This window comes from Streptomyces sp. NPDC045956, assembly GCF_056430705.1.
Genome location: NZ_JBWKKZ010000016.1, coordinates 24,112 through 43,537, shown reverse-complemented (window position 1 = coordinate 43,537; position 19,426 = coordinate 24,112). Strand labels below are relative to the sequence as shown.

Here is a 19,426-nt window from a genome sequence, read left to right as displayed (position 1 = left end):
CCTCACAGCTTCATCAGGCTGGCGTCGTCGACCGAGGCCGAGTGGCGGGAACGGAACAGCGACACGATGATCGCGAGCCCGACCACGACTTCCGCGGCGGCCACGACCATCGTGAAGAAGGCGATGATCTGGCCGTCCAGGTTGCCGTGCATGCGGGAGAAGGCGACGAACGCGAGGTTGCAGGCGTTGAGCATCAGCTCGATGCACATGAAGACCACGATCGCGTTGCGCCGGATCAGCACGCCGGTGGCGCCGATGGTGAACAGCAGGGCCGCGAGATACAGGTAGTTGACGGGGTTCACTTCGACGCCTCCTCCGACCGCTTGCCGTCGGCCGGCTCGACCGGCCTGCGCTCCAGGCGTTCCTCGGCCCGCTGCTCCAGGGCCTTCAGATCGCTCAGCGCCTCCGTGGACACGTCGCGGATCTGGCCCCGCTCGCGCAGCGTCTTGCTGACGGTGAGCTCGGACGGGGTGCCGTCGGGCAGCAGGCCCGCGATGTCGACCGCGTTGTGCCGGGCGTAGACGCCGGGGGCGGGGAGCGGCGGCAGGTGCGTGCCCTCGCGGACGCGCCGTTCGGACAGCTCGCGCTGGGTCGCGGCCCGCTCGGTGCGCTCCCGGTGGGTGAGCACCATGGCGCCGACGGCGGCCGTGATGAGCAGGGCGCCGGTGATCTCGAAGGCGAACACGTACTTGGTGAAGATGAGGGAGGCGATGCCCTCCACGTTGCCGTTCGCGTTCGCCTGGGCGAGGCCGGTGAACTCCGAGACGGACGCGTTGCCGATGCCGCCGATCAGGAGGATGCCGAAGCCGAGCCCGGACAGCAGGGCCAGCCAGCGCTGGCCCTTGATGGTCTCCTTCAGGGAGTCCGCCGCGGTGACGCCGACGAGCATCACCACGAAGAGGAACAGCATCATGATCGCGCCGGTGTAGACGACGATCTGCACGATGCCGAGGAAGTAGGCGCCGTTGGCGAGGTAGAACACCGCCAGGACGATCATGGTCCCGGCGAGGCAGAGCGCGCTGTGCACGGCCTTCCGCATGAAGACGGTGCACAGGGCGCCGATCACCGCGACGGTGCCGAGGATCCAGAACTGGACGGCCTCTCCGGTGGAGGTGCCGGCGGAGAGCGTCGCCGCGGCGGCGAGCTGACCGGTCATCGGCGGACCACCCCCTCCGACGCCGGTTCGGTCCCGCCGAAGGTCGAGTCGCCCTCCTGGACGACCTCGCCCTTGGAGTGCGCCACCTGCTGCTCGGTGCCGGGGGCCGCCTCGGTGACCAGGCCGCGGTAGTAGTCCTGCTCGTCCGTGCCCGGGTAGATGGCGTGGGGCGAGTCGACCATGCCCTCCTCCAGACCGGCGAGCAGCTGGTCCTTGGTGAAGATGAGGTTGGCGCGGCTGGAGTCGGCCAGCTCGAACTCGTTGGTCATCGTCAGCGCACGCGTGGGGCACGCCTCGATGCACAGGCCGCACAGGATGCAGCGGGCGTAGTTGATCTGGTAGACGCGGCCGTACCGCTCGCCCGGCGAGTAGCGCTCCTCGTCGGTGTTGTCCGCGCCCTCCACGTAGATGGCGTCGGCGGGACACGCCCAGGCGCACAGCTCGCAGCCGACGCACTTCTCCAGGCCGTCCGGATGGCGGTTGAGCTGGTGCCGTCCGTGGAATCGCGGAGCGGTGGTCTTCTCCTGCTCCGGGTACTGCTCGGTCAGCCGCTTCTTGAACATGGCCTTGAAGGTCACGCCGAAGCCGGCCACGGGGTTCTGGAAACCGGGGGTGGTCTCCTTCGGTTCCTCAGCCATCGGACGCCTCCTTTCCATCCGTAGATCCGCCCAGAGATGCGTCACTCTGAGTATCGGGCCCGCCACTGACAATCAGCTCCCGCTCCCGGCGCGGACGGCGCCTGGGCACCGGCGGCAACTCCTGTCCGGGCAGCGGCGGTACGGGGAACCCGCCGGCCATCGGGTCGAAGCCGGCCGGCTCCCCGGCCTCGCCCCCGTCGGGGCCCTCGCCCTTACCGCCCTTGTCGCGGTACATGTCCACGACGAAGGAGAGCAGCAGCAGGACCAGCACGCCGCCGCCGATGTAGAGGGCGATCTCGGCGAAGTCGTAGTTCTCGTTGCGCAGCGCCCGGACCGTGGCGACCAGCATCAGCCAGACCAGGGAGACCGGGATGAGGACCTTCCAGCCGAGCTTCATCAGCTGGTCGTAGCGGACCCGGGGGAGCGTGCCGCGCAGCCAGATGAAGAAGAACAGCAGCAGTTGGACCTTGACCACGAACCAGAGCAGCGGCCACCAGCCGTGGTTGGCGCCCTCCCAGAAGGTGCTGACCGGCCAGGGGGCCCGCCAGCCGCCGAGGAAGAGGGTGGTGGCGACCGCCGAGACCGTCACCATGTTCACGTACTCGGCGAGCATGAACATCGCGAACTTGATCGACGAGTACTCGGTGTTGAAGCCGCCCACCAGGTCGCCCTCGGACTCCGGCATGTCGAAGGGGGCGCGGTTGGTCTCGCCGATCATCGTGACGATGTAGAGGATGAAGGAGACCGGCAGCAGCAGGATGTACCAGCGGTCGGTCTGCTGGGAGACGATCTCCGAGGTCGACATCGACCCCGAGTAGAGGAACACCGAGGCGAACGCGGCGCCCATCGCGATCTCGTAGGAGATCATCTGCGCGCAGGACCGCAGGCCGCCCAGGAGCGGGTACGTCGAGCCGGAGCTCCAGCCCGCGAGCACGATGCCGTAGATGCCGACCGAGGCGACCGCCAGGATGAACAGCATCGCGATCGGCAGGTCGGTGAGCTGCATGGCGGTGCGGTGGCCGAAGACCGAGACCTCGTTGCCGGCCGGGCCGAAGGGGATCACGGCGATCGCCATGAAGGCCGGGATGGCCGCGACGATCGGCGCGAGGACGTACACGGCCTTGTCCGCGCGCTTGACGACGAGGTCTTCCTTGAGCATCAGCTTGATGCCGTCGGCGAGCGACTGGAGCATGCCCCAGGGCCCGTGCCGGTTCGGGCCGATGCGCAGCTGCATCCAGGCGACGACCTTGCGCTCCCACACGATGGAGAACAGCACGGTGATCATCAGGAAGGCGAAGCAGAACACCGCCTTGACGACGACCAGCCACCAGGGGTCGGTGCCGAACATCGAGAGGTCTTCCGCGGCGAGGTACGGGCTCATGCCTCCACCTCCTTGGGGGCCGTGCCCGCGAGCGTCGCCGGGCCGATGCGGACGAGGGAGCCGGGCAGCGCCCCGGCGTCCGAGGCGACGCCGGAGCCGGCCGAGTTCAGCGGGAGCCAGACCACGCGGTCGGGCATCTCGGTGACCTGGAGCGGGAGTTCGACGGCCCCGGCGGGGCCGGTCACCGCCAGGAGGTCGCCGTCCTTGACGCCCGCCTCGGCGGCCGTGGCGGCCGACAGGCGCGCGCGGGCGGCGTGCCGGGTGCCGGCGAGCGCCTCGTCGCCCTGCTGGAGGACACCCTGGTCGAGCAGCAACCGGTGCCCGGCCAGTACGGCCTCTCCGGCGGCCGGCCGGGGCAGCGCGCCCGCGGTATGCAGCGGCTCGGTGGCCCGCGGCCCGCCCCAGGGACCGAGCCGGTCGATCTCCGCGCGCGTGGTGCGCAGGTCCGGCAGGCCCAGGTGCACGTCCATGGCGTCGGCCAGCATCTGGAGGACGCGGGCGTCGGTGGGCGCGAGGCGGCGGGTCATCTGGTCGGGCTTGAGCGCGGCCTCGAAGAAGCGCACCCGGCCCTCCCAGTTCAGGAAGGTCCCGGCCTTCTCGGCGACCGCCGCGACCGGCAGGACGACGTCGGCGAGGGCGGTGACCTCGCTGGGCCGCAGCTCCAGCGACACCACGAACCCGGCCTCGGCCAGGGCCGCACGCGCACGTGCCGGGTCGGGCAGGTCGGTGACCTCCACGCCCGCCACCAGCAGCGCCTGCAACTCGCCCCGGGCGGCGGCCTCGACGATCTCGCCGGTGTCGCGCCCGTAGCGGTGCGGAAGGTCGGCCAGGCCCCAGACGGCGGCGACCTCCTCACGCGCGCGCGGGTCGGTCGCCGGGCGCCCGCCCGGCAGCAGCGACGGCAGCGCGCCCGCCTCGACGGCACCGCGCTCACCGGCCCGGCGCGGGATCCACACCAGCCGGGCGCCGGTCGCGGCGGCGGTCCGTACGGCGGCGGTCAGACCGCCGGCCACGGACGCCAGCCGCTCGCCGACCACGATCACGGCCCCCTGGGCGCGCAGCGCCTCGGCGGCCCGTGCTCCGTCGTCCGCGAGACCGGCCCCGCTCGCGAGCGCGTCCAGCCACTCGGTCTCGGTGCCGGGAGCGGCGGGCAGCAGCGTGCCGCCGGCCTTCTCCAGTCCCCGCGTGGCGTGGGTGGCCAGGGCGAACACCTTCTGCCCGTGTCCCCGCCAGGCCTTGCGCAGCCGCAGGAAGACGCCGGGCGCCTCCTCCTCGGACTCGAAGCCGACCAGCAGGACACCGGGGGCCTTCTCCAGCGCGGTGTACGTGACGCCCGTACCGTCGAGGTCCAGGCCGCGGCCGGCGATCCGGGAGGCCAGGAAGTCCGCCTCCTCGGTGCTGTGCACGCGCGCGCGGAAGTCGATGTCGTTGGTGTCGAGCGCCACGCGCGCGAACTTGCTGTACGCGTAGGCGTCCTCGACGGTGAGCCGGCCGCCGGTCAGCACACCGGTCCGGCCGCGCGAGGCGAGCAGTCCCTGCGCGGCGATCTGCAACGCCTCCGGCCAGGAGGCCGGTTCCAGGTCGCCCTCGGCGTTGCGCACCAGGGGCGTCGTCAGCCGGTCCCGCTGCTGCGCGTACCGGAAACCGAACCTGCCCTTGTCGCAGATCCACTCCTCGTTGACCTCGGGGTCGTCGGCCGCGAGGCGCCGCATGACCTTGCCGCGCCGGTGGTCGGTGCGGGTCGCGCAGCCGCCGGAGCAGTGCTCGCACACCGACGGCGAGGAGATCAGGTCGAAGGGGCGGGAGCGGAACCGGTAGGCCGCCGAGGTGAGCGCGCCGACCGGGCAGATCTGGATGGTGTTGCCGGAGAAGTACGACTCGAAGGGGTCGCCCTCGCCGGTGCCGACCTGCTGGAGCGCGCCGCGCTCGATCAGCTCGATCATCGGGTCGCCCGCGACCTGGTTGGAGAACCGGGTGCAGCGGGCGCACAGCACGCACCGCTCGCGGTCGAGGAGCACCTGCGTGGAGATCGGCACGGGCTTCTCGTAGGTCCGCTTCTTCCCCTCGAAGCGGGAGTCGGCCTGGCCGTGGGACATGGCCTGGTTCTGCAGCGGGCACTCGCCGCCCTTGTCGCAGACCGGGCAGTCCAGCGGATGGTTGATGAGGAGCAGCTCCATCACACCGTGCTGTGCCTTCTCCGCGACGGGCGAGGTGAGGTGGGTCTTCACCACCATCCCGTCCGTGCAGGTGATGGTGCAGGACGCCATGGGCTTGCGCTGGCCCTCGACCTCGACGATGCACTGGCGGCAGGCGCCGGCCGGGTCGAGGAGGGGGTGGTCGCAGAAGCGGGGGATCTCGATGCCGAGCTGCTCGGCGGCCCGGATGACCAGGGTGCCCTTGGGCACGCTGATCTCGACGCCGTCGATCGTCAGCGACACGAGGTCCTCCGGCGGGACCGCCGCCTCTCCCCCGCCGGAGGGAGAGCTGGTGGTCACAGTCATGCGTTCACCTCCGTACGGTGGTCCGCCCAGGCCGTCGACCTGGCCGGGTCGAAGGGGCAGCCGCGGCCCGTGATGTGCTGCTCGTACTCCTCGCGGAAGTACTTGAGCGAGGAGAAGATCGGCGAGGCGGCACCGTCGCCGAGGGCGCAGAAGGACTTGCCGTTGATGTTGTCGGCGATGTCGTTCAGCTTGTCGAGGTCGGACATGGCGCCCTTGCCGGCCTCGATGTCGCGCAGCAACTGGACGAGCCAGTAGGTGCCCTCGCGGCAGGGCGTGCACTTGCCGCAGGACTCGTGGGCGTAGAACTCGGTCCAGCGGGTGACGGCGCGCACGACGCAGGTCGTCTCGTCGAAGCACTGGAGCGCCTTGGTGCCGAGCATGGAGCCCGCGGCGCCCACTCCCTCGTAGTCGAGGGGGACGTCGAGGTGCTCGTCGGTGAACATCGGCGTCGAGGAGCCGCCCGGGGTCCAGAACTTCAGCCGGTGGCCGGGGCGCATGCCGCCGCTCATGTCGAGGAGCTGGCGCAGCGTGATGCCGAGCGGCGCCTCGTACTGGCCGGGGCCCGCGACGTGGCCGCTGAGCGAGTAGAGCGTGAAGCCCGGGGACTTCTCGCTGCCCATCGACCTGAACCAGTCCTTGCCCTTGTTGAGGATCGCGGGAACGGACGCGATCGACTCGACGTTGTTCACCACAGTGGGGCAGGCGTAGAGGCCGGCCACGGCGGGGAAGGGGGGACGGAGCCGCGGTTGACCCCGGCGGCCTTCGAGCGAGTCGAGCAGTGCGGTCTCCTCACCGCAGATGTACGCGCCCGCGCCCGCGTGCACGGTGATGTCGAGGTCGAGTCCGCTGCCCAGGATGTTCTCGCCGAGGAAGCCGGCCGCGTAGGCCTCGCGCACGGCCTCGTGCAACCGCCGCAGTACGGGGACGACTTCGCCACGCAGGTAGATGAAGGCGTGCGACGACCTGATGGCGTAGCACGCGATGATCATGCCCTCGATGAGGCTGTGCGGGTTCGCGAAGAGGAGCGGGATGTCCTTGCAGGTCCCCGGCTCCGACTCGTCGGCGTTGACAACAAGATAGTGGGGCTTGCCGTCCCCCTGGGGAATGAACTGCCACTTCATCCCCGTCGGGAAGCCGGCGCCGCCGCGTCCGCGCAGACCTGATTCCTTGACGTACGCGATCAGGTCGTCCGGCGACATCGCCAGCGCCTTGCGGAGCCCCTCGTACCCCTCGTGCCTCCGGTAGACGTCCAGGGTCCAGGACTCGTCCTCGTCCCAGAAGGCCGACAGCACGGGTGCGAGCAGCTTCTCCGGGCTGGTGTCCTTGATCTCGGCTGCCACGGTCATCACTCCCCCTCCTCGGCGGTGGGCCCTGCCGGGTGGGAAGGGTCGGACGCCGATGTGTCCTGCGGCGCGTCGTGCGAGCTGAGGTGTTCCGTCGGGGACGGGTCGTGCGGGGCACGGTCCTGCGACGCGTCGTGCGGCCCGCCGTCCCGCGGGTGCACCACGCGCGCGGCGGTCGCCTCTCCCCTGGCCAGCTTCAGCCCGGCCAGGGAGGCGGGACCCGCGCTGCCGCCGGCCGCGACGGCGCCGTCCCGCTCGTCGGGGAAGCCCGCCAGGATGCGGGCGGTCTCCTTGAAGGTGCACAGGGGTGCGCCCCGGGTGGGCGTGACCGTCCGTCCCGCGCGCAGGTCGTCGACGAGGCGCCGGACGCTCGCCGGGGTCTGGTTGTCGAAGAACTCCCAGTTCACCATCACGACCGGTGCGAAGTCGCAGGCCGCGTTGCACTCGATGTGCTCCAGCGTGACCTTGCCGTCCTCGGTGGTCTCGCCGTTGCCGACGCCCAGGTGCTCCTGGAGGGACTCGAAGAGCGCGTCGCCGCCCATGACCGCGCAGAGCGTGTTGGTGCAGACGCCGACCTGGTAGTCGCCGCTCGGCCGGCGCCGGTACATGGAGTAGAAGGTGGCGACCGCGGTCACCTCGGCCGTGGTGAGGCCGAGCACGTCCGCGCAGAACCGCATGCCGGTGCGTGTGACGTGGCCCTCCTCCGACTGCACGAGGTGCAGCAGGGGCAGGAGGGCGGACCGGGAGTCCGGGTAGCGGGCGATGACCTCGCGCGCGTCGGTCTCCAGCCGGGCCCGGACGTCGTCCGGGTAGGCGGGCGCGGGCAGTTCCGGCATGCCCAGGCTGACGCCCCGCTCCGAAGAAGAGGTGGTCACCGGTCGACGCCTCCCATCACGGGGTCGATGGATGCCACGGCGACGATGACGTCGGCGACCTGGCCGCCCTCGCACATCGCCGCCATGGCCTGAAGGTTGGTGAAGGACGGGTCGCGGAAGTGGACCCGGAAGGGGCGGGTGCCGCCGTCGGACACGACGTGCACCCCCAGCTCGCCCTTGGGCGACTCGACCGCCGTGTACGCCTGTCCCGGCGGTACGCGGAAGCCCTCGGTGACCAGCTTGAAGTGGTGGATCAGGGCCTCCATGGAGGTGCCCATGATCTTCTTGATGTGGTCGAGGGAGTTGCCGAGCCCGTCCGGGCCCAGGGCGAGCTGGGCGGGCCAGGCGATCTTCTTGTCCGCGACCATGACCGGGCCGGGCTGGAGCCGGTCCAGGCACTGCTCGACGATCCGCAGCGACTGGCGCATCTCCTCCAGCCGGATCAGGAAGCGGCCGTAGGAGTCGCAGGTGTCGGCGGTCGGGACGTCGAAGTCGTACGTCTCGTAGCCGCAGTACGGCTGGCTCTTGCGCAGGTCGTGCGGGAGGCCGGTGGAGCGCAGGACCGGGCCGGTGGCGCCGAGGGCCATGCAGCCGGCCAGGTCCAGGTAGCCGACGTCCTGCATGCGGCCCTTGAAGATGGGGTTCCCGGTGGCGAGCTTGTCGTACTCCGGGAGGTTCTTCCGCATCGTCTTCACGAACTCGCGGATCTGGTCCACCGCGCCGGGCGGCAGGTCCTGGGCGAGTCCGCCCGGCCGGATGAACGCGTGGTTCATCCGCAGGCCGGTGATCAGCTCGAAGATGTCGAGGATCAGTTCGCGGTCTCGGAAGCCGTAGATCATGATTGTGGTGGCGCCCAGCTCCATGCCGCCGGTGGCGATGCAGACCAGGTGCGAGGAGAGCCGGTTCAGCTCCATCAGCAGGACCCGGATGACCGAGGCCCGGTCCGGGATCTGGTCCTCGACGCCGAGGAGCTTCTCGACGCCCAGGCAGTACGCCGTCTCGTTGAAGAACGGCGTCAGGTAGTCCATGCGCGTCACGAACGTGGTGCCCTGCGTCCAGGTCCGGTACTCGAGGTTCTTCTCGATGCCGGTGTGCAGGTAGCCGATGCCGCAGCGGGCCTCGGTGACCGTCTCGCCGTCGATCTCCAGGATCAGGCGGAGCACGCCGTGGGTGGACGGGTGCTGGGGGCCCATGTTGACGACGATGCGCTCGTCGTCGGCGCGGGCCGCGGACTGGACGACCTCGTCCCAGTCGCCACCGGTGACCGTGTAGACGGTGCCCTCGGTGGTCTCGCGCGCCGAGGCCGCGGACGCTGACTGTGTGCTGCTCACGAGTACGACCTCCGCTGGTCCGGAGCCGGGATCTGGGCGCCCTTGTACTCGACGGGGATGCCGCCGAGGGGATAGTCCTTGCGCTGCGGAAAGCCCTGCCAGTCGTCCGGCATCATGATCCGCGTCAGGGCCGGGTGACCGTCGAAGACGATGCCGAAGAAGTCGTACGTCTCGCGCTCGTGCCAGTCGTTCGTCGGGTAGACGGGGACCAGCGACGGGATGTGCGGGTCGCTGTCGGGGGCGCTGACTTCGAGGCGGATCAGCCGGTTGTGGGTGATCGAGCGCAGGTGGTAGACGGCGTGCAGCTCCCGGCCCTTGTCGTGCGGGTAGTGGACGCCGCTGACGCCGGTACACAGCTCGAAGCGCAGGGCCGGGTCGTCGCGCAGGGTGCGGGCGACGCGGACCAGGTGCTCGCGCTCGATGTGGAAGGTCAGCTCGTCCCGGTCGACGACCGTCTTCCCGATCGCGTTGGCGGGCAGGAGGTCCTGCTCCTCCAGCGCGCCCTCCAGCTCGTCGGCGACCTCGTCGAACCAGCCGCCGTAGGGCCTGCTCGCCGGTCCGGGCAGCCGCACCGAGCGGACCAGGCCGCCGTAGCCGGAGGTGTCGCCGCCGTTGTCCGCGCCGAACATCCCGCGCTGGACGCGGATCTCCTCGCCGCCCTGGCCGCGCTGGCCCGGGAGGTTCTCCGCGGACAGCTCCTTCTCGGGGTTGACCCCCTCCGCGTCACCCGCGGTGTTGTTCGCGTCGCTCACCGCAGCAGCCCCTTCATCTCGATCGTGGGCAGGGCCTTGAGCGCCGCTTCCTCCGCCTCCCGGGCCGCTTCCTCGGCGTTCACGCCGAGCTTGGAGCCCTGGATCTTCTGGTGGAGCTTGAGGATGGCGTCCATCAGCATCTCGGGCCGCGGCGGGCAGCCGGGGAGATAGATGTCGACCGGGACGATGTGGTCGACGCCCTGGACGATCGCGTAGTTGTTGAACATGCCGCCCGAGGAGGCGCAGACCCCCATGGAGATCACCCACTTCGGGTTCGGCATCTGGTCGTAGACCTGCCGCAGCACCGGCGCCATCTTCTGGCTGACCCGGCCCGCGACGATCATCAGGTCCGCCTGCCGCGGCGATCCGCGGAAGACCTCCATGCCGAAGCGCGCCAGGTCGTAGCGGCCGGCGCCGGTGGTCATCATCTCGATGGCACAGCAGGCGAGGCCGAACGTGGCGGGGAAGACGGACGACTTGCGCACCCAGCCCGCGGCCTGCTCGACGGTGGTCAGCAGGAAGCCGCTCGGCAGTTTTTCTTCGAGTCCCATGTCAATGGCCCCTCAGTCCCATTCCAGGCCGCCGCGCCGCCATACGTACGCGTACGCGACGAAGACGGTGAGCACGAAGAGCAGCATCTCCACGAGCCCGAAAATCCCCAGGGCGTCGAAGGTGACGGCCCAGGGGTAGAGGAAGACGATCTCGATATCGAAGATGATGAAGAGCATCGCCGTCAGGTAGTACTTGATGGGGAAGCGCCCGCCGCCGGCCGGCGTGGGGGTCGGCTCGATGCCGCACTCGTAGGCCTCGAGCTTCGCCCGGTTGTACCGCTTCGGACCGATCAGCGTGGCCATGACCACGGAGAAGATCGCAAAGCCTGCCCCGAGGGCTCCCAGTACGAGGATGGGCGCATACGCGTTCACCGCTCCTCGCTCCTCTCAGTCGGCACTGACTGCTGGCGGTTGCACTGGACTCACAGCCGCCCCGTCAGCCGCACGAGCCCCGCCCGTCCCGGCGAAGATCGCGAACATGTGAAGCAGGTCACAAGCCCAACTGCCTCGCATCCTATGCCTGCCGCTCTGTGATCTGCGACACGGGGTATTGCACAAGCTTTGTGATCTCCACCACCTGACGAAGGATCATGAAGTCGGATGAGCGGTGATCTTCACACAAGAAGCGTTCAGGTGATCACCAGAGGTGACAATTTCGATCGTCGCCGCTGGCCAGAGGGGTGCGCGAGTGGGCGTCTCCATATCAAGATGCTTCCCTTGCATGCAAACTGGCGCCGGACACGATCACTTGATAGAGGACGCGTTCACACATGAGAGGGAGGAGCCGGTGCGATGTGGACACGTGCACGCGTTCACGAACTCCGCGACACGCGAGACGCGCGCCACGGACGCGGCAGGCGGGGCAACCGTTCCGTGACCTGTGCCACATCCATGAGAGGCGTCTGAGAACCGGGCTTGGCCAACTGCCTCAACCAGTGGTAAGCGCGGGGCAATTCGGGCGTAACGATCAAAGGCCGTGATCACAGGCCGGTTACGGACCGCCCGCAATGTCCGTTAGGGCGTCAATAAGGAGCGACACGCCCGGGATTCGGGGCCCGATTGAACAACTGTGGCGCAGCCCACGTTTCTTGAAGGTATGGAGGAGCTCCTGATACCGGTTGTCCCTATGTCCCACACCGCTCACATACGCAGCCACCGGAAGCCCCGCCGCAGCGCGTCGACCATCGCGATGCGGGCCGGAGTTGCCGGTGGCGTCCTCAGCACCCTGGCAGTGGCCGGGGCGTCGGGTTCGGCCCACGCGGCAGAACCGGTGACGCAGACCCTCGAACTGCCCACCCTGACGGCCGACCTGGCCGCTCAGGTCGCCCAGTCCGCGGACGCCACGCAGCAGGCGGCCGCGAACTACGAGCTGGTGGCCGAGCGCGACGCGGCCGCCGCGAAGGCGGCGAAGCAGGCCAAGGCGGACCTCGCGCAGGCCAAGAAGAAGGCCGCGGAGGAGAAGAAGAAGGCCGAGGAGGCCGAGCGCAAGGCGGCCGCCGAGCGCGCCGCCCGCAGCGCCGAGCGCGCCACCCTGAGCGCCTCCGCGGACACCGGGTCCTCGGACAGCACGGGCAGCACCAGCGCCGGCAGCACCAGCACGTCCACGGCCACCGGTTCCGCCGCCGCGGTCGTCGCGTTCGCGCAGGCCCAGGTCGGCAAGGCGTACGTCTCCGGTGCCACCGGGCCGTCCGCCTACGACTGCTCGGGTCTCGTGCAGGCCGCCTTCAAGCAGGTGGGCATCAGCCTCCCGCGGGTCTCCCAGGACCAGTCGACCGCCGGCACCCAGGTGGGCCTCGACAACCTCCAGCCCGGCGACATCCTCTACTGGGGCGGCGCGGGCAGCGCGTACCACGTGGGCATCTACGTCGGCGACGGCATGTTCGTCGGCGCGCAGAACTCCTCCACCGGCGTCGTCAAGGCGTCGCTGTCGTACGACCCGCCGAGCGGCGCGGTCCGCGTCCTGTAGCCGGACGCCGCACAGCACGTACCGCAAGGGCCGCAGCCGCTCGGGGGCTGCGGCCCTTCGGGCTCTCCTGGCATGCTCGGCGCGGGCCGGCTCCCCCCGGCCCGTCCGCGAGCCGAAGGAGAGAACGTCATGCCCAGTGTGTTCGTACAGGGGCGGCCCGTCGCGTCCTGTCCCCCGCTCGCACCGGAGGCCCTGCGTGGGTCGGTGCGGCGGATCACGGAGTTCGGCGAGGAGGTGCTGCACAAGCCGTGCCGGGACGTCACCGAGTTCGGTCCTGACCTCGCCGCGCTCGTCGACGACATGTTCCGCACGATGTACGTGGCGGAGGGGGCCGGCCTGGCGGCGAATCAGGTGGGCGTCGGCCTGCGCCTGTTCGTCTACGACTGCCTGGACGACGACGGTGTCCGACATGTCGGGCACATCGTCAATCCGGTGCCGGACCCCCTCGGTCCCGCCGCGCGGCGGCTGCTCGACGAGGGCGAGGGCTGCCTGTCGGTGCCGGGCGCCACGATGAGCGTCCCGCGGCCCGACCGGGCCGTCGTCCGGGGCCTCGACAGGGACGGCGCCCCGCTCCTCGTCGAGGGCACCGGGTACTTCGCGCGCTGCCTGGCCCACGAGACCGACCACCTGGACGGGCACGTCTACGTGGACCGGCTCTCCGCGCGCGACCGGAAGGCGGCGCTGCGGCAGTCGGCGGACCGGCGCGAGGAGGTCCTCGCCCGCCGGGCCGCCCACGCCCGCGCCCTCGACGGGGCGGCCGGGGACCTCACCCGGCCCCGCCCGCCCCGGGGCTGATCACGCCTTCGGCGCGACCTTGCTCAGCCCGTTGATGATGCGGTCCATCGCGTCGCCGCCCGTCGGGTCGGTCAGGTTGGCGAGCATCTTGAGGGTGAACTTCATCAGGATGGGGTGGGTGAGGCCGCGCTGGGTCGCGATCTGCATGACCTTCGGGTTGCCGATGAGCTTCACGAAGGCGCGGCCCAGCGTGTAGTAGCCGCCGTAGGTGTCCTTCAGGACGCGCGGGTAGCGCTGGAGGGCGATCTCGCGCTGGGCCGGCGTGGCCCGGGCGTGGGCCTGGACGATGACGTCGGCGGCGATCTGGCCGGACTCCATGGCGTAGGCGATGCCCTCGCCGTTGAAGGGGTTCACCAGGCCGCCGGCGTCACCGACGAGCAGCAGGCCCTTGGTGTAGTGCGGCTGGCGGTTGAAGGCCATGGGCAGGGCGGCGCCGCGGATCGGGCCGGTCATGTTGTCCGGGGTGTAGCCCCAGTCCTCCGGCATGGAGGCGCACCAGGCCTTGAGGATCTCGCGCCAGTCGATCTCCTTGAAGGACGAGGAGGTGTTCAGCACGCCGAGGCCCACGTTCGAGGTGCCGTCGCCCATGCCGAAGATCCAGCCGTAGCCCGGCAGGAGGCGGTCCTGTGCGCCCCGGCGGTCCCACAGCTCCAGCCAGGACTCCAGGTAGTCGTCGTCGTGGCGGGGCGAGGTGAAGTACGTGCGGACCGCGACGCCCATCGGGCGGTCCTCGCGGCGGTGCAGGCCCATCGCCAGGGACAGCCGCGTGGAGTTGCCGTCGGCGGCCACGACCAGCGGCGCGTGGAAGGTGGCCTCGCGCTTCTCCTCCCCGAGCTTGGCGTGGACGCCGGTGATGCGGCCGGTGCGGTCGTCGACGATCGGGGCGCCGACGTTGCAGCGCTCGTACAGACGCGCGCCGGCCTTCTGGGCCTGCCGGGCGAGCTGGTCGTCGAAGTCGTCGCGCTTGCGGACGAGCCCGTAGTCGGGGAAGGAGGCCAGATCCGGCCAGTCGAGCTGGAGGCGGGAGCCGCCGCCGATGATGCGCAGGCCCTTGTTGCGCAGCCAGCCGGCCTCCTCGGAGATGTCGATCCCCATGGCGACGAGCTGCTTGACCGCGCGCGGGGTGAGGCCGTCGCCGCAGACCTTCTCCCGTGGGAAGGCGGTCTTCTCCAGCAGGAGGACGTCGAGTCCCGCCTTGGCCAGGTGGTACGCGGTCGTGGAGCCGGCTGGCCCCGCGCCCACGACGATCACATCGGCGGTGTGGTCGGAGAGGGGCTCGGTCACGGCGGGATCTCCCCAGAGATTCGGAATCTGCGTGCCGGCGGGCACTGGACATGGGCAGTCTATTCAGCGTCACCGATCACCCGGCTGAAGGGCTGCCCAGTGAACCGAGCTCTGCCCGTTGTACGGTTGCGCGTCCCCACCGACGAGGACGCCTTCGCCTGGCACCGGATCTTCGACGACCCGGACGTCATGGAGTTCCACGGCGGGAGGTCCGCGGAGCTGTCCGTCTACGAGGAGCTCACCGCCCGCCAGCGCCGGCACGACGCCGAGCACGGCTTCTGCCTGTGGACGATGGTGGACGAGGACGGCCGGGTGGTCGGCTTCACCGGCGCCCAGCCGTGGCCGGGGGAATGGGGGCCCCAGGGCGAGATCGAGATCGGCTGGCGCCTCGGCCGGGAGCACTGGGGCAAGGGGTACGTCACGGCGGCGGCCCGGCAGACGCTGGAGCGGGTGCGGGCCGCGGGCGTGGCCGAGGTCGTGGCGATGGTCGACGCGCGCAACGCCCGGTCGATCGCGGTCACGGAGCGGCTGGGCATGCGGCTCTCCGAGGTCTTCACGACGCCGGTCTCCGCGCGCCAGGGGCACTGCTACCGGCTGCCCCTGCCGCGGACGGACGACGCCGGTGACCTGCCGCAGGGCGTGTCACAGCGTCGCAGTTGAAGCAGGGGCGTGGCCGGCCCGCCGCGCCGCGCGGCCTCAGCTCTCCTTGAAGGCGCGGTGCAGCGCCACCACGCCGCCGGTCAGGTTCCGGTACGCCACCCTGGACCAGCCGGCCTCGCCCAGGAGCCGGGCGAGTGCAGGCTGGTCGGGCCAGGCGCGGATGGACTCGGCGAGGTAGACGTACGCGTCGGGGTTGGACGACACCGCGCGGGCCACCGGCGGCAGGGCGCGCATCAGGTACTCGGTGTAGACGGTCCGGAACGGCGTCCAGGTCGGGTGCGAGAACTCGCAGATGACGACCCGGCCGCCCGGCCGCGTCACCCGGTACATCTCGCGCAGCGCGGCGTCCGTGTCCTGCACGTTGCGCAGCCCGAAGGAGATGGTGACCGCGTCGAAGGCGTCGTCCGCGAACGGCAGCCGGGTCGCGTCGCCCGCGGTGAACGGCAGCCAGGAGTGCCGCTCCTTGCCGACCTGGAGCATGCCGAGGGAGAAGTCGCACGGGACGACGTAGGCCCCCGTGCGGGCGAAGGGCAGGGAGGACGTCGCCGTGCCGGCCGCGAGGTCGAGGATCTTCTGCGCGGGGCGGGCGTCGACGGCTCTGGCGACCTCCTTGCGCCACGCCCGGTCCTGGCCGAGCGAGAGCACGGCGTTCGTCAGGTCGTACCGCTGCGCGACGTGGTCGAACATCGAGGCGACTTCGTGCGGCTGCTTGTTCAGGGAAGCGCGGGTCACGGGCCCATTGTTGCAGCACGGGCTCAGGGCAGCAGGCGCGGCCTCCTCCGCGCGGCGACGTCCTCGACCCAGCCGAACAGCAGCACGAAGACCGCGATGAGGGCCCAGGCCACCCCCAGCAGGAACCACTGGCTGTCCAGGGGCAGGTACGCCTCGAAGGCAGGCACGTCCCAGAGCCGGTCGATCAGCGGGACGGCGGCCACCAGGGCGATCTCGTGCCAGAGGTAGACCGTGACGGCCCGCGCGTTGAGGAGCCCCACCAGCCGGGCGGGCCACCGCCACCGCCACCGCCACCGGGTGAGCCGGGCGCGGCGGCGGGTGCCGAGGCGGGCCCTCGCGTACATCAGCGGCGTCACGAACCCGGCCGACCAGAAGGCCTGGGCGAGCGGGATGTCGTCGAGGTCGTACGTGCCGTACTCCGCGCGGTGGGCGAACGCGTACCAGCCGCCGCAGGCGAGGGCGGCGCAGGACAGGGCGACGACCGCGGCCGGCCTGAGGCGCCCCAGCACCCCGTCGTGGTGCGCGAAGCCCAGGAGCCAGCAGAAGAGGTACGTCGCGAGGTCGAGGAGCCCGGTCCCGAGGCGGTCGTCCGGCGGCCGCCCCACGCACTGCAAGGCGACGACCGGGGCGAGGGACAGCAGCAGCACCGGCACCGGAGCGAGCCGGAACACCCGCAGCAGGAGCGGGGAGAGCAGCACCAGCCACAGGTACGTCCGCAGGTACCAGAGGATCTCCCAGGCCTGCTCGGCCCAGGCGCTGCCCGGCGGGTCGCCGAGCGGCACGACCCAGAAGACGATCTGCCACCCCGGCATCCAGCCGCGCACCAGCATCGCGCCCACCACGAAGACCCCCCAGCACCACAGCGGCGGCAGCAGGCGGCGCAGCCGGGCCCGGACCACCGTCGCGGCGGGACGCCGGAGCGACCGGGCCATCAGGGTGCCGGCCAGGCAGAACATGACGCCCATGGAGGGGAACACCAGCCCGGCCCACGGCCAGCCGAAGGCGTGGTAGGCGACGACCCGGACGAGGGCGAGGGCGCGCAGGGCGTCGAAGCAGCCGTCCCGGGCGCCGGTCGCGGGGGGTCGCACGGCGGTCGCGGTCGGCGGTACGACGGTCTGCCCTACGTCGGTGGCGGGCGGCGCGTCCGCGGCGGGGGCGCGGCGGGCCGCCCCCTTGCCGTGCGCGCCCATCACCGGGCTCCCGAGGGCCCGGCCGGCGTCCCCACCTCGCCCGTCCGCTTCAGCTTCTGCCAGCGCAGCCGGCCGCCGGTGAGGGCGGTGACGCAGGAGTGGATGAGGACGAGGTACATCATTTGCCGGTACGCCAGCTGCTGGAGCGGCATCATCAGTAGGTACCGGTACTTCTCCCGGTCGAGGCGGAAGGCGTAGGCCGCGCACCCGAGCTGCACGGCGAGGACCGCCAGCCAGGCGAGCAGGGCCGCCCGGAAGTCGACGAAGAGCATCGAGTAGACGGTGAACACGTCGATGAGCGGCGCGAAGACCGGCGTGACGACCTGGAAGAGCACGACCAGCGGCATGCCGACCCGCCCGAAGCGGCCCGACGGCCCCTTGTCGGTCAGGGAGCCGCGGTGCTTCCACAGCGCCTGCATGGTGCCGTAGGACCAGCGGTAGCGCTGCGACCAGAGCTGCTTCAAAGAGCCCGGCGCCTCCGTCCAGGCCCGGGCGTGCTCCTGGTAGACGACCCGCCATCCGGCGCGGTGCAGGGCGATGGTGATGTCGGTGTCCTCGGCGAGGGTGTCGTCGCTCATGCCGCCGGCCCGGAGCACCGCCTCGCGACGGAACGCGCCGATCGCACCGGGGATGGTCGGCATGCAGCGCAGAAGGTCGTACATGCGCCGGTCCAGGTTGAAGCCCATCACGTACTCGATGTGCTGCCAGGCGCCGATGAGGGTGCGCCGGTTGCCGACCTTGGCGTTGCCCGCGACCGCGCCGACGGCCGGGTCGGCGAAGGGCTGCACGAGGTGCCGTACGGTGTCCGGCTCGAAGACGGTGTCGCCGTCCATCATCACGACGATGTCGTACCGGGCGTGCCGCACGCCGTTGTCGAGGGCGGCCGGCTTGCCCGCGTTCGCCTGCCGGACGACCCGCACGCCCGGCAGGCCCAGGGACTCGGCGATCTCGGCGGTGCCGTCCGTCGAGCCGTCGTCCACGACGACGACCTCGATCGGGTGGGTGCTGGCCGCCAGGGAGCGGAGGGTGGCCGCGATGCACTCCTTCTCGTTGTACGCCGGCACGATCACGCTCACCGGACCGGTCACCGGCGGGCCCCAGCTGAAGCGGCGTCTGTTGCGTTGCCGGTGGTGGCGGCGGGCGAGGAGCAGCATCAGCCCGAAGCGGCCCAGGACGGCCACGCCCACGACGACGAGTCCGGCCGACAGCGCCGGCACCACCCACTCCGCGACGGCGACGGCCGCGACGAGCGCCTTGCCCTCGTAGAGGGTGGTGCCGGTGGCCTCGTGGTGGGCCGCCTGGAGGCCGCCGCCCCCGGGACCGGACGCGCCGCCCGCCTGCCCGGCGGGCCCGGCGGCGGGCTGCTGCTCCGCCATGACGCCGCTGATGGTGGTGAAGGTGTAGCCCTTCGCCTGCATCTTCTCGATGTACTTCGGCAGCGCCTCGATCGTCTGCGACCGCTCGCCGCCGGAGTCGTGGAAGAGGACGGAGGCCCCCTCGTCGTCCTCCGGAGTCGCCCACTCGACGATCTTCGAGACGCCGGGGCGCTTCCAGTCGTCGCTGTCGGTGTCGATGAAGACGCTGGTGTAGCCGTCCTCGCCGAGCTGCTCGTAGACGGGCCAGCTGTAGTTGTCGATGGCGTCGGTCTGGGAGGAGTAGGGCGCCCGGAACAGGGTGGTCGTGATGCCGGCCGCGCCCGCGAGGGCTAGCTGGGTCTGCTCGATCTCCCGGGTGACGCGGGACTCGCTCTGGTAGGAGAGGTCGATGTGGGTGAAGGTGTGGACGCCCACCTCGTTGCCCTGCTCGACCAGGTCCTCGACGATGCCCGGGTAACGCGCGATCATCGAGCCGACCAGGAAGAACGTGCCGGGCACGTCGTACTTCTCCAGGATCTCCAGCACCTGCGGCGTCCAGGTGGGGTCGGGGCCGTCGTCGAAGGTCAGGGCGATCGTCTTGTCCGGGACGGAGACGGTGGTGGCCTGTCCGCCGGGGAAGGTGAGGATCGGCCCGCCGTCGAGGACCTCCTCGGGTACGTCGCTCGCACTGGCGCCGGTGCGGACGCGCTGGTCGCCGCCGACCTCGGCGCGCAGATAGCCGTCGAGCAGCATCACGCAGGTCAGCGCGAGCAGGAGCAGCAGGGCGAGGAGGACGCGCGGGCGTTGCAGCGCGGCGGCCCGGCCGGCGGCCCGCTCGATGCGGGAGGGGGCGCGGCGGCGGCGCCGGGCGGGCGGGGAGGGGGGTGGGGGCGTGGTCATGGGGTGAGGGCGTTCC

General features: G+C 71.0%; 18 protein-coding genes. 3 read left to right on the top strand and 15 right to left on the bottom strand.

The annotated features are described in order from the left end of the window. Window positions 1-2: 2 nt before the first annotated feature. The 11 genes from nuoK to AC07FV_RS32450 are packed head-to-tail and all read right to left on the bottom strand — an operon-like array spanning window position 3 to window position 10,900. Window positions 3-302, bottom strand: a complete 300-nt coding sequence (nuoK, locus tag AC07FV_RS32500; protein ID WP_003974374.1) for an NADH-quinone oxidoreductase subunit NuoK — start codon at window positions 300-302, stop codon at window positions 3-5. Next, the gene (locus tag AC07FV_RS32495) at window positions 299-1,156 is read right to left on the bottom strand and encodes an NADH-quinone oxidoreductase subunit J (protein WP_479091199.1); all 858 of its coding nucleotides are present in this window, start codon (window positions 1,154-1,156) and stop codon (window positions 299-301) included. The genes nuoK and AC07FV_RS32495 overlap by 4 nt, the downstream gene beginning before the upstream one ends. After that, on the bottom strand, window positions 1,153-1,794 hold the full coding sequence (nuoI, locus tag AC07FV_RS32490) for an NADH-quinone oxidoreductase subunit NuoI (RefSeq protein WP_383646998.1): 642 nt from the start codon (window positions 1,792-1,794) through the stop codon (window positions 1,153-1,155). The genes AC07FV_RS32495 and nuoI overlap by 4 nt, the downstream gene beginning before the upstream one ends. Beyond that, window positions 1,787-3,175, bottom strand: a complete 1,389-nt coding sequence (gene nuoH, locus AC07FV_RS32485) for an NADH-quinone oxidoreductase subunit NuoH (RefSeq protein WP_479091198.1) — start codon at window positions 3,173-3,175, stop codon at window positions 1,787-1,789. The genes nuoI and nuoH overlap by 8 nt, the downstream gene beginning before the upstream one ends. Next, window positions 3,172-5,676, bottom strand: coding sequence for an NADH-quinone oxidoreductase subunit G (locus AC07FV_RS32480; RefSeq protein ID WP_479091196.1), 2,505 nt, complete (start codon window positions 5,674-5,676; stop codon window positions 3,172-3,174). The genes nuoH and AC07FV_RS32480 overlap by 4 nt, the downstream gene beginning before the upstream one ends. Further along, window positions 5,673-7,025 carry an NADH-quinone oxidoreductase subunit NuoF gene (gene nuoF, locus AC07FV_RS32475; protein WP_479091195.1) on the bottom strand — a complete coding sequence of 451 codons (1,353 nt, stop codon included), beginning with the start codon at window positions 7,023-7,025 and terminating at the stop codon, window positions 5,673-5,675. Before nuoF ends, AC07FV_RS32480 begins: the two co-directional genes overlap by 4 nt. Further along, window positions 7,022-7,894, bottom strand: a complete 873-nt coding sequence (gene nuoE / locus AC07FV_RS32470) for an NADH-quinone oxidoreductase subunit NuoE (protein ID WP_479091194.1) — start codon at window positions 7,892-7,894, stop codon at window positions 7,022-7,024. Before nuoE ends, nuoF begins: the two co-directional genes overlap by 4 nt. After that, window positions 7,891-9,225 carry an NADH-quinone oxidoreductase subunit D gene (locus tag AC07FV_RS32465; protein ID WP_479091193.1) on the bottom strand — a complete coding sequence of 445 codons (1,335 nt, stop codon included), beginning with the start codon at window positions 9,223-9,225 and terminating at the stop codon, window positions 7,891-7,893. The genes nuoE and AC07FV_RS32465 overlap by 4 nt, the downstream gene beginning before the upstream one ends. Continuing rightward, window positions 9,222-9,977: an NADH-quinone oxidoreductase subunit C gene (locus AC07FV_RS32460; RefSeq protein WP_479091191.1), complete on the bottom strand. Its 756-nt coding sequence runs from the start codon at window positions 9,975-9,977 to the stop codon at window positions 9,222-9,224. The genes AC07FV_RS32465 and AC07FV_RS32460 overlap by 4 nt, the downstream gene beginning before the upstream one ends. Beyond that, window positions 9,974-10,528 (bottom strand): NuoB/complex I 20 kDa subunit family protein, encoded by a 555-nt coding sequence (locus AC07FV_RS32455; RefSeq protein WP_005313804.1) that lies wholly within the window; start codon window positions 10,526-10,528, stop codon window positions 9,974-9,976. The genes AC07FV_RS32460 and AC07FV_RS32455 overlap by 4 nt, the downstream gene beginning before the upstream one ends. A gap of 12 nt (window positions 10,529-10,540) precedes the next feature. Beyond that, complete coding sequence (locus AC07FV_RS32450; protein WP_003974383.1) at window positions 10,541-10,900, bottom strand: NADH-quinone oxidoreductase subunit A; 360 nt, start codon at window positions 10,898-10,900, stop codon at window positions 10,541-10,543. A gap of 754 nt (window positions 10,901-11,654) precedes the next feature. On the opposite strand from AC07FV_RS32450, the gene AC07FV_RS32445 reads away from it, so the two are divergent. Then, a complete protein-coding gene (locus AC07FV_RS32445; RefSeq protein WP_356609232.1) occupies window positions 11,655-12,494 on the top strand; it encodes a C40 family peptidase in 840 nt (279 codons plus the stop codon). Between the two features lie 129 nt (window positions 12,495-12,623). Beyond that, the gene (def, locus tag AC07FV_RS32440) at window positions 12,624-13,289 is read left to right on the top strand and encodes a peptide deformylase (protein WP_479091190.1); all 666 of its coding nucleotides are present in this window, start codon (window positions 12,624-12,626) and stop codon (window positions 13,287-13,289) included. On the opposite strand, the gene AC07FV_RS32435 is transcribed toward def, so the two are convergent. Continuing rightward, on the bottom strand, window positions 13,290-14,573 hold the full coding sequence (locus tag AC07FV_RS32435) for a geranylgeranyl reductase family protein (RefSeq protein WP_383646975.1): 1,284 nt from the start codon (window positions 14,571-14,573) through the stop codon (window positions 13,290-13,292). A gap of 99 nt (window positions 14,574-14,672) precedes the next feature. Between AC07FV_RS32435 and AC07FV_RS32430 the strand changes: the two genes are divergently transcribed. Further along, window positions 14,673-15,233 carry a GNAT family N-acetyltransferase gene (locus AC07FV_RS32430; protein ID WP_479091188.1) on the top strand — a complete coding sequence of 187 codons (561 nt, stop codon included), beginning with the start codon at window positions 14,673-14,675 and terminating at the stop codon, window positions 15,231-15,233. 36 nt (window positions 15,234-15,269) lie between these two features. Here AC07FV_RS32430 and AC07FV_RS32425 read toward each other — a convergent pair whose 3' ends face one another. The 3 genes from AC07FV_RS32425 to AC07FV_RS32415 are packed head-to-tail and all read right to left on the bottom strand — an operon-like array spanning window position 15,270 to window position 19,410. Next, entirely contained in the window at window positions 15,270-15,965 is a 696-nt protein-coding gene (locus AC07FV_RS32425; RefSeq protein ID WP_479091186.1) for a demethylmenaquinone methyltransferase, read from the bottom strand. Window positions 15,966-15,988: 23 nt separating this feature from the next. After that, window positions 15,989-17,155, bottom strand: coding sequence for an acyltransferase family protein (locus AC07FV_RS32420; protein WP_479091185.1), 1,167 nt, complete (start codon window positions 17,153-17,155; stop codon window positions 15,989-15,991). Beyond that, on the bottom strand, window positions 17,155-19,410 hold the full coding sequence (locus AC07FV_RS32415; protein WP_479091183.1) for a bifunctional polysaccharide deacetylase/glycosyltransferase family 2 protein: 2,256 nt from the start codon (window positions 19,408-19,410) through the stop codon (window positions 17,155-17,157). The genes AC07FV_RS32420 and AC07FV_RS32415 overlap by 1 nt, the downstream gene beginning before the upstream one ends. Window positions 19,411-19,426: the final 16 nt, after the last annotated feature.